This window comes from Pseudoalteromonas sp. BSi20480, from assembly GCF_000241365.1.
Taxonomy (GTDB): domain Bacteria; phylum Pseudomonadota; class Gammaproteobacteria; order Enterobacterales; family Alteromonadaceae; genus Pseudoalteromonas; species Pseudoalteromonas marina.
The window spans coordinates 41,487-54,660 of the sequence record NZ_BADX01000036.1 but is presented as its reverse complement, the minus strand read 5'-3'; the positions used below and the strand labels follow the sequence as shown (position 1 = coordinate 54,660).

At 39.3% G+C, this 13,174-nt stretch carries 15 protein-coding genes; 5 read left to right on the top strand and 10 right to left on the bottom strand.

The features are described from left to right. Positions 1 to 15: 15 nt before the first annotated feature. From P20480_RS13955 to P20480_RS19490, 3 genes are all read right to left on the bottom strand, one after another. Positions 16 to 504 carry a hypothetical protein gene (locus P20480_RS13955; RefSeq protein WP_008127633.1) on the bottom strand — a complete coding sequence of 163 codons (489 nt, stop codon included), beginning with the start codon at positions 502 to 504 and terminating at the stop codon, positions 16 to 18. 116 nt (positions 505 to 620) lie between these two features. Then, positions 621 to 974 (bottom strand): hypothetical protein, encoded by a 354-nt coding sequence (locus P20480_RS17730; protein WP_033025066.1) that lies wholly within the window; start codon positions 972 to 974, stop codon positions 621 to 623. A gap of 137 nt (positions 975 to 1,111) precedes the next feature. Continuing rightward, positions 1,112 to 1,288 (bottom strand): hypothetical protein, encoded by a 177-nt coding sequence (locus P20480_RS19490; protein WP_158308103.1) that lies wholly within the window; start codon positions 1,286 to 1,288, stop codon positions 1,112 to 1,114. A 748-nt stretch (positions 1,289 to 2,036) separates the two neighbouring features. Here P20480_RS19490 and P20480_RS13960 point away from each other — a divergent pair. The 3 genes from P20480_RS13960 (at position 2,037) to P20480_RS17715 (ending at position 4,073) form a co-directional block, all read left to right on the top strand. Further along, positions 2,037 to 3,008 carry an integron integrase gene (locus P20480_RS13960; RefSeq protein WP_008127629.1) on the top strand — a complete coding sequence of 324 codons (972 nt, stop codon included), beginning with the start codon at positions 2,037 to 2,039 and terminating at the stop codon, positions 3,006 to 3,008. A gap of 238 nt (positions 3,009 to 3,246) precedes the next feature. Then, positions 3,247 to 3,765 carry a disulfide bond formation protein DsbB gene (gene dsbB / locus P20480_RS13965; RefSeq protein WP_008127627.1) on the top strand — a complete coding sequence of 173 codons (519 nt, stop codon included), beginning with the start codon at positions 3,247 to 3,249 and terminating at the stop codon, positions 3,763 to 3,765. A gap of 5 nt (positions 3,766 to 3,770) precedes the next feature. After that, positions 3,771 to 4,073: a DUF6170 family protein gene (locus tag P20480_RS17715; protein WP_010557081.1), complete on the top strand. Its 303-nt coding sequence runs from the start codon at positions 3,771 to 3,773 to the stop codon at positions 4,071 to 4,073. 10 nt (positions 4,074 to 4,083) lie between these two features. Here the strand turns inward: P20480_RS17715 and P20480_RS13970 are convergent, their stop codons facing one another. After that, entirely contained in the window at positions 4,084 to 4,380 is a 297-nt protein-coding gene (locus P20480_RS13970) for a ComEA family DNA-binding protein (protein ID WP_008127623.1), read from the bottom strand. Positions 4,381 to 4,697: 317 nt separating this feature from the next. Between P20480_RS13970 and P20480_RS13975 the strand changes: the two genes are divergently transcribed. After that, on the top strand, positions 4,698 to 5,012 hold the full coding sequence (locus tag P20480_RS13975; RefSeq protein ID WP_008127619.1) for a YebG family protein: 315 nt from the start codon (positions 4,698 to 4,700) through the stop codon (positions 5,010 to 5,012). A gap of 71 nt (positions 5,013 to 5,083) precedes the next feature. Here the strand turns inward: P20480_RS13975 and putP are convergent, their stop codons facing one another. Continuing rightward, on the bottom strand, positions 5,084 to 6,562 hold the full coding sequence (gene putP / locus P20480_RS13980; protein ID WP_008127617.1) for a sodium/proline symporter PutP: 1,479 nt from the start codon (positions 6,560 to 6,562) through the stop codon (positions 5,084 to 5,086). Positions 6,563 to 6,894: 332 nt separating this feature from the next. Here putP and P20480_RS13985 point away from each other — a divergent pair, with 332 nt between their 5' ends. Next, a complete protein-coding gene (locus tag P20480_RS13985; protein ID WP_008127613.1) occupies positions 6,895 to 8,118 on the top strand; it encodes an EAL and HDOD domain-containing protein in 1,224 nt (407 codons plus the stop codon). A gap of 64 nt (positions 8,119 to 8,182) precedes the next feature. Here P20480_RS13985 and P20480_RS13990 read toward each other — a convergent pair whose 3' ends face one another. From P20480_RS13990 to P20480_RS14010, 5 genes are read right to left on the bottom strand one after another with little or no spacing between them, the layout of a single operon-like run. After that, complete coding sequence (locus tag P20480_RS13990) at positions 8,183 to 8,914, bottom strand: MlaA family lipoprotein (RefSeq protein WP_008127611.1); 732 nt, start codon at positions 8,912 to 8,914, stop codon at positions 8,183 to 8,185. A gap of 9 nt (positions 8,915 to 8,923) precedes the next feature. Continuing rightward, on the bottom strand, positions 8,924 to 10,174 hold the full coding sequence (ccmI, locus tag P20480_RS13995; RefSeq protein ID WP_008127609.1) for a c-type cytochrome biogenesis protein CcmI: 1,251 nt from the start codon (positions 10,172 to 10,174) through the stop codon (positions 8,924 to 8,926). Further along, the gene (locus P20480_RS14000) at positions 10,175 to 10,636 is read right to left on the bottom strand and encodes a cytochrome c-type biogenesis protein (RefSeq protein ID WP_008127607.1); all 462 of its coding nucleotides are present in this window, start codon (positions 10,634 to 10,636) and stop codon (positions 10,175 to 10,177) included. Then, positions 10,636 to 11,205 (bottom strand): DsbE family thiol:disulfide interchange protein, encoded by a 570-nt coding sequence (locus P20480_RS14005; RefSeq protein WP_006791390.1) that lies wholly within the window; start codon positions 11,203 to 11,205, stop codon positions 10,636 to 10,638. Before P20480_RS14005 ends, P20480_RS14000 begins: the two co-directional genes overlap by 1 nt. Beyond that, positions 11,202 to 13,172, bottom strand: coding sequence for a heme lyase CcmF/NrfE family subunit (locus P20480_RS14010; RefSeq protein WP_008127604.1), 1,971 nt, complete (start codon positions 13,170 to 13,172; stop codon positions 11,202 to 11,204). Before P20480_RS14010 ends, P20480_RS14005 begins: the two co-directional genes overlap by 4 nt. Positions 13,173 to 13,174: the final 2 nt, after the last annotated feature.

The window sequence follows — 13,174 nt, the reverse complement described above, 5'->3', positions numbered from 1 at the left end:
ATTTATCCTTTTCAATCACTTGTTATGTTCCAGTTTGTCTCTAATTTCTTGTTTAACTTTGGGGTTCTTAAGTATTTTCTTGTAACCTTCTAGCATTGAGTCAATTTTGGTAATCGGTACATGTTCGGAGTCAGGCTTTGAATAAAACTTCATCGCGGCTTGAAATCTCGTCATTGATATTTTCATAATCGAAGAGATTAATTCAACGTCATCGTGTATTTTGCCAACGTCGAAGCAGCCTTTGAGCCTTGTTTTATCTTTGCCATCAGTTCCTCTATATTCGTCAACGCTGGTTGTCCAAGCTGACCATTCAATGTCTTTATCTGGAAAGCTTTTATTCAAGTTTTCAAATAGAGAGGGGGCAAACACGTTCTCTAATACAAACTCACCCGTATCTTTGTCGATACGACTCACCTCATAGGACAGGCATGAAGTTAATGGAGTTGATTCTTGCGCTTCAACAAAGCAGCTAATAATAAATATCGCGATGTAGATGACTCGCAAACTTCCTCCTTGGAACATAACGCTTACATAAGCGGAAAATTATAGTTGGCTAAAATTTTGAGGAACGAAAAAAGCCAACTGTAAATTTTCCGTTTAATGTTCTTGTTATATGCAAACTACTTATTATTAAAGAATTCTTCGACTAAATACCTTACATTATCAGATGCAATAAAAATAGCCTGAAATAATTGCACAGACAAAACACCGTAAATCCCAGCTACCCCAGCAGTGTAAATAGCCCCATACTTAAAGCCATAAAAAGCACATAAAAATAGACTTGAAGCAAAAATAGCGGGAAAAGCATATAAATGAGGTTTGTCATTGATAGCGATTACAGTCACTAGACCTAAAACGACACATGAGAATAAGGAAATAATAAGTCCCATGTTAGATGAATTTATTTCAGAAACTCCAATTAAAACTCCTAGAATAGAGCCAATAACTAGAGATTTGATTAAATTACGGTGCATAAGTCCCTTTGCATATAACGCCAAGCTCAGGCGCTCATTTTATGTAGCGTTTTTGTGCAATAATTGGAGCTTGCGACACATGCACAAAAACGGCGTAATAAAATGTGTCGCTTGCAGCTTTTTGTTATGTTGCGATTTCACAACTTCCATTTTTTATTGATTGCCTCGGTGATAACTTCCTGAGGATCAATGCCTAATTGTTCTAGTTTACTGCGCAAGACCTCTATATGAAACCAGGGACAAGATGGATCATCACATGGTACATCGGGGTCACCTTCATGCTCATGCACTAGGTGAAAACAAAGCCAATGCATTTGCTCAAAGACTTCATAATCGTCTGAGAACTTTTCTACTGGCTTATTGCAGTGTACGCATATTTTAGGATTACTCATGATGATTACTGCAAACTTTCCTTAGCTACATAACGCTCCAATATGGGGCGCACAAATGCATGGCTATACTTAGCGACGAAGGAGCGCAAGCCATGCGTTTTGCGTCCTTGCCATAATTGGCTTGTTATATTTCTAATAAATATACCTTGGCCAAACAACACTATAAATAGCTAAACCGTACATAAAAAACAAAGCAGCTCTGTAAGAATAACCTCTAATATCACTAACTTCTTTAGACTCGAATTTTACGAGACCAAAACCAATCCCGATTGCTCTAGTACAACCAACCAATGCTCCCAAGCCGAGAGTATAAGTAAGGTAAAGTTCCAATCCGTGCATACCAGCAAACATAATTGAAGCAATGCCTACCAACATACCAACGTAAGGCCAAATTATTAATTCTGCGAATAGTTTGTCCGATTTACTCAAATGCATAGAGAAATATAACATGTTTATAGCGAGCTAATCGCGCGTATTTCTACCATAGCGTAGCTCGTTTTCTTATTGGTTTATTTTTAACAAACTTGCCAACTAATTGCCAGTGTTATTAAAATTCAAACATGCGCGTTTTCTTCTCAGTATAAAACGAGCGACTGGGTCGTTTTCTTGACTATGCGAGCGACGAAGCCATGGCTGTGCATATATACAGCGCTAATTTGACGAATTGAAAATGAAAACTCGCTCTGCGTATTTAAATTACATTGCCGACTATATGCTCACTCGACAGTATTCATTAAGAACTATTAATGCTTATTTGAGTTGGATCACAAACTTTATTCACTTTCACAACAAACGCCACCCAAGCTCAATGGGAAATTCAGAAGTCGAAGCGTTTTTGGACCATATTGTATTAAAACGTAACATGTCAGCTAAAACACAAAGTGCAGCTTTAAATGCGCTAGCTTTTTTATATAAACATATTGTCAAAAATGAACTTTCGTTAAACTTGAACTTTGCTCGAAGTAAACGACAACCCAAATTACCTGTTGTAATGACACCCGATGAGGTCAAACAATTGATGATTCATCTATCTAAGCGATATTACTTAATCGTGGGGTTGATGTATGGTAGCGGCCTGCGAGTGATGGAAGCTGTGCAACTGCGAGTAAAAGACATTGATTTTGATTATAAATGTATTCAAATTTGGAACGGGAAAGGCAATAAGCATCGTATTGTTACACTTGCAACTGAGTTACTCCCGTTACTTAGAAATCAAATAATGCAAGTTGAAGAATATTTGCAATTAGATTTACAAAACGAACAATACACAGGCGTATGGATGCCAAACGCTTTAGCTCGTAAATATTCGCCAGCTAACAAATCACTCGCGTGGCAATACTTATTTCCTTCTTATAAATTAAGAAGTGATCCAGAAACTGGCGAGATACGGCGTCATCACTTCCATCCTACATGTGTTAGAAAAGCGGTTAAAAAGGCATTAAAGCAAACCAATATTACAAAGATTGTGACGCCTCATACCTTTCGTCATTCTTTTGCAACACACTTGTTGCAAAGTGGAGCAGATATAAGAACGGTGCAAGCTCAGTTAGGTCATACAGATGTTAAAACCACGCAGATTTACACTCATGTTTTACAGCAAGGGGCAAACGGTGTTGTTAGCCCATTAAGCAAAATTTTCTAGCGTAAAACCCACCGTGAGGCAAAAATAGGCAAAGCGCCTGTTTTTTAGTAGTTAAAATATAAATCCATCAAAACCACAATATGCATAAAAACATATCACCGAGTATTTCAATATAGCCTTTTAGAGTGCAGGGACATTTTTTGCAGGGTAACAATAAAACTTTTTATATACCTCTTTTTGTTGCCGCGTACTTTTTCGTGCGTCATAATCTAACGCCTTATTTATTAGCGGACTTTTTATGAACTGGCTTGCGCAATTACCGACTCAACGAACACCTTGGCTTTTATTCACTGCGATTGTTTTTATGCTAGAAGTAACCGCATTGTTTTTTCAATATAAAATGGGGTTAGCGCCCTGCATTATGTGTATTTATCAACGTACCGCGGTATTAGGATTACTTGGCGCAGGTATTGTTGGGGCAATTAATCCGCAAAGTAAAATAATGCGTATAATTGCTTACATTACTTGGGGTGTATCGAGCATTTGGGGGTATTTAATTGCCCGTGAGCACATAGATATGCAAACAACAACAGATCCGTTTGCGTTTAGCTGCGAGTTTGAGCCTAACTTTCCATCGTTTATGCCGCTGCATGAATGGATACCGAGCTTTTTTGAAGCCACTGGCGATTGCGGTAACATAGATTGGGAGTTTTTATCGCTCAGTATGCCAGCTTGGATGGAAATTATTTTTGGGCTATTTGCTCTAACATTTTTTATTGTATTAGGTAGTCGCTTAATACTAAAAAGAACGGTTTAATAATTATGTTTACCTTTTTTTCTAGTCAACTTAAACAGTTGCAACATTTAAAAATACGCGAGAGGCAGCTTGTTATAGCACGGTCTTTATCAATGCTGTCACCTACCGACCGTGTATTACTGCGTATTATCAAAATATTGCTATTAAGCCCGTTGTTTTTAATATTTACACTTTTTGAAGGTTGGATAATCATTCCCTTTTTAATACTCGGTGGGCTTTTTTATCCGTTATTAACCGCTCCTGTCGATATAAATTTTGCCAGAAAAAACTTAGACGAAGCACTACAACAACATGAAAAGGGCGCTTAGCGCCCTTTTGTTAAAGTTTAACTTTTCCTTCTAACTTACCCATTACTTTCTTGCCAATCCCCTTCACTTTGGCCAAGTCCTCAAGGCTTGTAAATGAACCATTTTCATCTCGGTAATTTACTATTGCTTGTGCTTTCTTTTTACCAATTCCAGGAAGTTTAGCCAACATTTTTGCATCTGCATCATTAATACTTACCGCTTCGATGGGAGCCATAGATTTGCTCACTTCAGGTAATTGCGCGTAAGAGGTAGTAATGGGTAGGATACTTAGCAAACTTGCTATAAGTAAAAGTTTAAATATTTTCATTTATTCGTCCTTATTGTCCATTTTAGAACATCTTTACTTTAATTATTAGGGAAGACCATAAATGACAAACGCGAGGCTAGCCACTTTGGAAGTACCTAAATGCATTATCACTTTTATCCGAAATCCTTAAAATGCAGCTGGTACAACCAAGTGATATATTAAATAAAGTTAAGTTACCGTTTTTTGTCAAATTTAAGACACTTAAAAATTACAACTCTGCGCTTGCATATTTACTTGCAAACCTTTACTGTATATAAAAACAGTAATCTTATGGTTTTTTATAAACCACAGTGCCAAGCAAGTTTGCAGGAGAAATCATGGCTGTTGTTGTTAAATATGTTGTAGAACGAAACGGAGTCGAGCGTATGACGTTTACTACTAAGAAAGAAGCTGATGCCTATGACAAAATGCTAGACATAGCAGAATCACTTGAGCTGATGCTAGAAAAAGTAGACGTGCCATTGAGTGAGCAACAAATAGAATCGCTTGCGTTAGAAATAGCAAAAAGTAAAGACGACTTTATGTCGGTACTTAAAGGTGCCAAAGAGCCTACTACTAAAGCGGCAAGTAAAAATAAAAAATCAGATAACGTTGCATCTATTGACGATAACAACGCTAAACAAGCAAGCTAAACATTTTGCAAATAAAAAGGGAGCAACTTAGTTGCTCCCTTTTTTATAGCTTTTATAAAAACGAATATTAATTAAAGCTCTTTTTCAACTTCATCAAATAACGTTGTTATATCTGAGTTAGGCTCATTGGTTGCTAAACTTACAACTACAATAGCAATACTTGCAAGTATAAAGCCTGGGACAATTTCGTACATTACGCTACTTAAACTTTCACCGTTGATTGTGAATGGGCCGTAAATCCATAGTAAAACAGTAACTGCACCCACAACCATACCTGAAAGCGCACCCGCAAAGTTCATACGTTTCCAGTAAAGGCTAAACAATACAAGCGGGCCAAATGCAGCACCAAAGCCAGCCCATGCATTACTCACTAAGTCTAAAATAGAGCTGTCTCTATCGTATGCGAGGTAAATAGCAAGTATTGCAACAATAGACACACTAATGCGCCCTACTAGTACAAGCTCTGCGTCACTGGCTTCTTTACGTAAAAATGTTTTGTAAAAATCTTCAGTTAGTGAACTTGAGCTTACTAATAGCTGAGATGAAATTGTACTCATTATTGCAGCTAATATTGCTGCAAGTAAAAAGCCAGCAATAAGTGGATGAAACAACAGCTCTGACAGGATCAAGAATATAGTTTCAGGATCATCCACAACTATATTGTTTTCATAAGTGTATGCTGCACCAAAAATACCCGTACCTACCGCACCAATTGCAGCGACAATCATCCAAGACATACCAATACGACGTGCTGTTGGCATATCTTTAACACTGCGCACCGACATAAAGCGAACAATAATATGTGGTTGACCAAAGTAACCCAAGCCCCACGCCATTGCTGAAATAATACCTAGCGCAGACCCTGCGCCTATCCAACTTAGCATGTCTGGATTAACACTGTTTAGGGTTGACTGCAGTGGTTGCTCTAATAAAGAGTAAGCTACAGCGGGTACTAAAATAAGTGCAATAAACATAATACAGCCTTGCACGAAGTCAGTTAAGCTAACCGCTAAAAAGCCGCCAAAGAGTGTATACAAAACAACAACACCCGTTGTGATGTATAGCCCCATTTCGTAGCTTAAGCCAAATGAGCTTTCAAATAGTTTACCACCGGCAACAACACCTGAAGAGGTATACAGTGTGAAGAACACAATAATTACAACAGCCGACACAACACGGAGTAAATTTGATTCATCGTTAAATCGGTTAGAAAAGTAATCAGGGATGGTAATAGAGTCATTCGCTTTTTCAGTGTAAACCCTTAAACGCGGCGCGACTAAAAAGTAGTTTAACCATGCACCGGCAATTAAACCAAATGCAATCCATGTGCTACTTAAGCCAGTAACAAACATGGCGCCAGGTAACCCCATTAAAATCCAGCCACTCATATCTGAAGCACCCGCTGAGAGTGCTGCAACACTTGGCGACAAGTTTCTACCACCCAGCATATAACCAGAAACATCACTTGTTGACTGCTTATAGGCATATAAACCAATACCTAACATAACAACAAAGTATAGTGACAATGAAATGATCATTCCTGTTTCCAAATTCGCCTCCATAAAACAATTAAAAGTAGCAGGCTTTTGATCCGAATATTGACTCTTAAAATTTTATAATAAAGTCACTATTAGGATAAAAGCATTCCTTCGGACTATATCATGCTTGTAACAAAAATCTCTATTTGTTGTATTTTCTTAGTTTAAAAATAATCATGTTGAAAACAATTGCTAAAAAAACTTTTTTACACGCAAAAAAATAGCCAAACGCTTTTATTTAATAATGATATTTTATTATTTAGTAAAATATACAGCATGCTATTTTGTATGTTTTCTAATATATTATTACAATAGCGACTGACTCGACTGACACGGATTTTTTTATGTATTTTTATGCTGCGCGCCAACCTATTTTAAATCGTGATAAAGAGCTTATTGGTTATGAGCTTTTATTTCGTGATGGCGTAGATAATGTATTTCCCAATATAGATGGTGACGAAGCAACTACACGCTTAATTGAAGGCAGTCAGTTTAACTTTGGTTTAGAAGACTTAACCGATAACAAACCCGCTTATATTAACTTTACACTAGAAACCTTACTTAAGGGTTACCCTACCCTGTTAGGTAAAGACACCATTGTTGTAGAAATACTTGAAACAATTCAACCGGGTAAACGTTTACTTGCGATTGTTAAAAACCTCAAAGACAAAGGCTACACCATCGCGCTCGATGATTACATTCACCAGCCGGTGTGGCGCCACTTTTATCCGTTTATCGATATTATTAAAATCGACTTTTTAACGTGTGATTTAGCAACAATAAAAACCATTATAAAAGAGCTAAAGGCGCACCCTCATATAAAGCTTTTAGCTGAAAAAGTAGAAACCTACGAAGCATATAGCTTAGCGTTAGAGCTTGGCTTTGATTATTTTCAAGGGTTTTTCTTTTCAAAACCAGAAATGGTGCAAAGTAAAGCGTTACCACCATCAGAAATGGCACTTGCAGAATTACTTTACCAAACGTCAAGCGTAGAGATGGACCTAAAAAAAATCACCGATGTATTTGAGCGCGACGTAAACCTATCTTACAAACTGCTCCGATACTCAAACTCAGCAGCCTTTGCACGACGAGCTGAAATAAGCACTATAAAACAAGCACTTATTGTTTTAGGTACCCAAGAGATCAAAAAACTTCTCTCTTTGTTATTTGCTGCACAAGTATCGGCTGATAAACCGGTAGAGTTAATTAGGCTATCACTTACACGCGCTCGCTTTTGTGAGCTGTTAGCTATTTCACATGGCCAAATGAAAGACACCGGCATGGCATTTTTAACCGGTATGATGTCGTTAATGGACGCTATTTTAGATGAAAGTATGCAAAGTGTGATGCAAAAGCTTCCTTTGTCTAACGATATTAAGGCAGCTTTGTTAGATAACGAGGGGTTATTAGCGCAATACTTAAACCTTGTTAAACATTACGAAAAGGCTGATTGGTCACAAGCAAACGACATTTCAACAGCACTTAATATTGCCGATAAAGTACCTGATGCGTATCACGAGGCACTTAGTTGGGTGAACGAGCAAATGAGTTTGATGGTTAATACCTAATACTTGCCAAGCATTATTCTATATAAACGCCAGCATTAAGCTGGCGTTTTTATTTTGATTTGGCTTATAAACTTTCTAAAAAGTCTTCATCAAAGTCGGCAGGCTCTTCTTTAATTGGCGGGTTGCCATCGTAAAGTTCGAATAACTGACGCTGAAAATAAATATCTTTTACAAATAAATACGGGTCAAGTGAGTCATTTAAAAGCCCTTCTTGCGCCATTAATGAAGCACGCGCTTCTACCGCTTTTAACGCAAATACTAGCACTGTTTGTGGCGTAGTTAAGGCAATTTCGGGCAGAACAAAGTTGTCTACTACGTCACCGGTTAAGTTTCTTGCTGTAGTAGGCCCCATTGCAGGTAGCATTAAGTATGCACCATCACCAATGCCCCATACACCCATTGTTTGGCCAAAATCTTCATCAACTCGATTTAAACCAAGCGAGCTAGCTACATCAAAAATACCAAAAATGCCCACGGTAGAATTCACTAAAAAGCGCGCAAGGCTAACACTTGCATTTCCCGGTTTACCCTGTAGCCCCGCATTTACCATATCAACCGGTGCCGTTAGGTTATCAGTAAAGTGAACAATGCTTTGACGCACAGGCACAGGAGTCACAGCAACATAACCAACCGCTGCTGGGCGAAGTATGTAAGCGTCTAAAACATCCATATTAAAGTCATACAACGGACGGTTAATACTTTGCAGTGGATCTCTTTCATCAACTTTGCTTTCTGGTACTTGCGCGCAACCGGCCAGTATCAAAAAGCTTAAAAAAGCTAAACTTTGTCTTAACATTTTTCGTCCTTAAGGTATTAATGTATCTATTTTAAGTTGGTATTCACTTACACTTTCACGCTTTAATGAGCCAGAATGCCCTTCTAATTCACCTGAACTTGGCATAACAGAGTCATCAAGCGAAATACGCGCCGATATAATAATATCTTCTGCGCTAGATAAGTTCATACCTTCAACCATTGCAGTGCTGTCGTTTAACTCAACTGTAACAGGGAATGAATATGAAGTGAGTTTTACAGCAGCAATCGGCATTGGCGAACCATTTGCCGCTTTTGCAAATACAAATAAAGTCCCCTTTTCAGGCAGTTTATTTAAAAGCTCACTGGCAACATTAACGGTAACAGCAATGCTGTTGGCTTTAGTTACTGGCATTACCGAGCCTTCGCTTTGCATTTGCAGTTCAATATCTGCAATACGCTGAGATATTAAACCATAGCGAGAATCATTTTTTTCCATGCTGGCTAGCAATACTTCAAAGGCGGCTTTAGCTTGAGGCCAGTCTTTTCGCTCGTAAGCAATGAGCGCTAATAACGAAATAGCATCTAAGTTAGTCGGTTCTGCGTTTAATACTTTAGACAACATACCCGCTGCACGCGTCATATTCGCTTCGCTGCCTTCAAGTAGCAAAATTTGGCTGTAACTTATTAACACCTGTTTATTATCAGGGTTCATGCGCAGTGCTTTATCAAATGATTGCTGAGCCATATCAAATTCATTCAGTGACATGGCAACACGACCAAGTAACATCCATGCCATTTCATCATCGCCTGAACGGCTTAACTTGGTGCGTAACGCCAGTGCAAATGCTTGTAGCTCGTTTTGAGTAAGCTGCTCGCCTTTTTGCATCACAGCGCGCTCGCCGTATTCTGTCAGGTTATCCATGGCATCGTGCCATGCTGAAATTTGCTGTTGACTACCCGTTAAACTATAAAAAATACCGCTTAGTGCAATAACAAATGCGCCCCCTGTCAGGGCAAAAATACGGTTGTTACCTTTGCTAATTAATGACTTTTCTGGAGAAAGCTCATTAAGCAAACGGCGTTTTAGTTCAACTATCGATTCAGAATAGTTAGCATCATCTATACGTTGATTATCTAAATCGGTTTTTAAATCAACCAAACGTTGTTCGTAAATACTTATAAGCTCGGCATTTGCGTTGTGAGTAATTGTTTTAACACGCTCTTTTTGTAAAAAAGGCAGCATAACAAACGCCAGTGCAATCAGTGTGAGTAAAGCAAAACACGCCCACATTAAAATCATTTAACTTTGCTCCTGACGTTTATTTTGTTCAATTAGCTTATTTAAAAGTACTTCATCTTGGTTGCTCCAAGTCTGCTTTACAGACGCTTTACGCTGACGAATTACAATAAAACCAAACCCAACAATAACAATTAATACCGGCAATACCCAAAGTACTAGTGTTGCAGGTGTAACAGGTGGGTCGTAATGAACAAAGTAACCATAGCGGTCAATCATGTAGTCAATTACTTCATCTTTGGTGTTGCCTTCTTTAACTAGCTCTACCACTCTCTCTCGAAGGTCTTTGGCAACGATAGCATCAGAATCAGCAATGTTTTGATTTTGACATTTAGGGCAACGAAGTTCTTTTGTAAGCTCTTCAAAACGAACCGCTTGCTCGTCGGTATCAAATACGTAGCGATCAGTTTGCGCTAATGCACTCGTAGTTAGTAAAAGGCTGAGTGAAAACAATAGCCACTTCATTATTTTAGCTCCTGCATCATAGGTGCAAATTTAGAACGCCATACTCGTGGATTTATATCACCGGTATGGTGTAGCAAAATAGTGCCGTTTTTATCGATTAAAAATGTTTCTGGCGCACCCGATACGCCCAAATCTAACGACAGCGTGCGGTGTAAATCCAAAATATTAAACTGATAAGGGTTACCCGCACGCTCAAGCATATCTTGTACTTCAGTACGTAGTGCTTGCATGTCAAACGGGCCATCAAAGTCGGCGTCGTAACCTTGCACATAATACAAGCCAATAATTTTAACGCCTTGCTCTCGCAGCTTTGTTAAATAACCCAGCTCTGCTAAACAGGTTGGGCACCACGTGCCCCACACATTCAATAAATAAACCTCGCCTTTTAACGCTTCGTTGGTCCATTGTTTGTTGTCTTGCATTAAATCAGGAAGGGTAAAAGCCGGCATTTCATGCCCAATTCGCCCTGTTTGTATTTCGCGTGGGTTTGCAAATAAACCTTGGTATAAAAACACACACACAAAAGCAAATACTAAAAGGGGCGCTATGGCTAACAATTTACGGTTCATAACACACTCTCCGCTGCTGCTTTTCGAGCTGTTTTTGCAGATGTACGGTAACGTTTATCAAACAAAATCATAAACCCTGCAAGTGAAATTAATACACCACCGATCCATAACCAACGCACAAACGGCTTGTGGTATATGCGCAGAGACCAAGCCCCTTGGCTTAATTGCTCGCCTAGAGCAAGGTATAAATCACGTGTGAAGCCAGCATCAATAGCAGCTTCTGTCATAAATTGCATGCCAATATCGTATTTACGTTTTTCGGCGTATAAACGAGTGACTACATCATCGTTTTTTAGCACCGTAACAACACCAGCATGGCCACTGTAATTAGGTCCACGAATTGTTTTAACGCCTTCAAAGCGGTAGTTGTATTGATTAAGCTGCACTATATCGCCCTGTTTCATCGATACATCACGCTCAACAGAGTACGCAGAGGTTAACGCAACGCCCGCAATAACAAATGCCATACCAATGTGGCCTAGCACCATTGCCCAATAACTAACACCTAAGCGTTTTAACCCTTCTTTTAATGTGCCATGCACTGCGGCTTTAGTGTAAATGTCAATCAAGGTTGAAACAGCAACCCACACACCCAGCGTTGTTGCTAATAGCGTAAGTGGTGTCACTTCGTCGTAAGCTGAGAACAACCATACGCAAGTGATCGCCACACTGGCCAAAATACCTACAACAATTTTATTTTGCAAAAACGCCCATTTGTTTTGCTTCCAGCGTAAAAAAGGACCAATGCCCATTAAAATAGCAAATGGCACAAGTAGTATTGCAAACATTTTATTAAAGAACGGTTCACCTATAGAAATACTGCCCAAGCCCATTTCTTTGTGCACCATAGGCAATAAAGTACCCAATAATACAATTAAGGTCGCCACAACTAAAAAGATATTGTTTAGCCACAATGCCACTTCGCGCGATACAAACTTGTAGCGTCCTTCGCTATGAACTTGCGATACGCGTAATGCGTAAAGCGCCAAACCACCGCCAACAACTATTCCTAAAAAGGCGAGTATAAACAGGCCTCTGTCGGGATCAGTTGCAAACGCATGAACTGATACAATAATACCTGAACGCACAATAAACGTTCCCAGCAAGCTTAACGAAAATGCTGCAATTGCCAGTAATACGGTCCACGATTTAAAAATGCCGCGCTTTTCTGTCACGCTTAGCGAATGAAGTAAAGCGGTTGCAACAAGCCAAGGCATAAGGGACGCGTTTTCTACTGGATCCCAAAACCACCAGCCACCCCAGCCAAGCTCTGCATAAGCCCACCAACTGCCAATAGTAATACCTAAGCTTAAAAAGCCCCACGCGGTCATTGTCCATGGACGTGACCATTTGGCCCACGTGTTATCAAGCTTACCTGTTAACAGTGCTGCAATAGCAAACGAAAAAGCAACCGATAGCCCAACATAACCCATGTAAAGTAATGGCGGGTGAATGATCATTCCGGGGTCTTGTAAAAGCGGATTCAAATCTCGCCCTTCTACCGGAAAATAAGGAAGTAAACGTTCAAATGGGCTTGATAATAGTAAGGTATACATCATGAAACCAACACCTAAAAAACCAAGCACGCCTAAAACACGGGCACGTAGAACCCAAGGTAATGACTTTGAGCGAGCAGCAACGACGGCAGTCCATCCTGCTTGCATCACTAACCAAAGCAATATTGCTCCTTCATGGCCGCCCCAGGTCGATGTTATTTTGTAATACCATGGCAGTGTGCTACTCGAATGATAAGCCACATAAGATACGGTAAAGTCGTCAGTTAAACTTGCGTAAATAAGCGCAGCAAACGAAATTAATACAAACGCAAACTGACCAATAGCTAAAGAGGGGGCAGCACGCATTAAGCGAAGATTACCTGTATGCGCGCCCCAAAGTGGAAAAATACATAATAAAACGCTCAGCACCATGGCGAGCGTTAAAGAAAAATAACCAATTTCTGGGATCATAG

What these genes read in the sequence shown, in the direction of transcription:
- P20480_RS13985 (WP_008127613.1), top strand. Translation starts at nt 6,895, where the DNA reads ATGTATTTTTATGCTGCGCGCCAACCTATTTTAAATCGTGATAAAGAG.
- ccmI (WP_008127609.1), bottom strand. Translation starts at nt 10,174, where the DNA reads ATGATTTTAATGTGGGCGTGTTTTGCTTTACTCACACTGATTGCACTG.
- dsbB (WP_008127627.1), top strand. Translation starts at nt 3,247, where the DNA reads ATGAACTGGCTTGCGCAATTACCGACTCAACGAACACCTTGGCTTTTA.
- P20480_RS14010 (WP_008127604.1), bottom strand. Translation starts at nt 13,172, where the DNA reads ATGATCCCAGAAATTGGTTATTTTTCTTTAACGCTCGCCATGGTGCTG.
- P20480_RS14005 (WP_006791390.1), bottom strand. Translation starts at nt 11,205, where the DNA reads ATGAACCGTAAATTGTTAGCCATAGCGCCCCTTTTAGTATTTGCTTTT.
- P20480_RS13960 (WP_008127629.1), top strand. Translation starts at nt 2,037, where the DNA reads ATGAAAACTCGCTCTGCGTATTTAAATTACATTGCCGACTATATGCTC.
- P20480_RS13975 (WP_008127619.1), top strand. Translation starts at nt 4,698, where the DNA reads ATGGCTGTTGTTGTTAAATATGTTGTAGAACGAAACGGAGTCGAGCGT.
- P20480_RS17730 (WP_033025066.1), bottom strand. Translation starts at nt 974, where the DNA reads ATGCACCGTAATTTAATCAAATCTCTAGTTATTGGCTCTATTCTAGGA.
- P20480_RS19490 (WP_158308103.1), bottom strand. Translation starts at nt 1,288, where the DNA reads ATGCATTGGCTTTGTTTTCACCTAGTGCATGAGCATGAAGGTGACCCC.
- P20480_RS13990 (WP_008127611.1), bottom strand. Translation starts at nt 8,914, where the DNA reads ATGTTAAGACAAAGTTTAGCTTTTTTAAGCTTTTTGATACTGGCCGGT.
- P20480_RS13970 (WP_008127623.1), bottom strand. Translation starts at nt 4,380, where the DNA reads ATGAAAATATTTAAACTTTTACTTATAGCAAGTTTGCTAAGTATCCTA.
- P20480_RS17715 (WP_010557081.1), top strand. Translation starts at nt 3,771, where the DNA reads ATGTTTACCTTTTTTTCTAGTCAACTTAAACAGTTGCAACATTTAAAA.
- P20480_RS14000 (WP_008127607.1), bottom strand. Translation starts at nt 10,636, where the DNA reads ATGAAGTGGCTATTGTTTTCACTCAGCCTTTTACTAACTACGAGTGCA.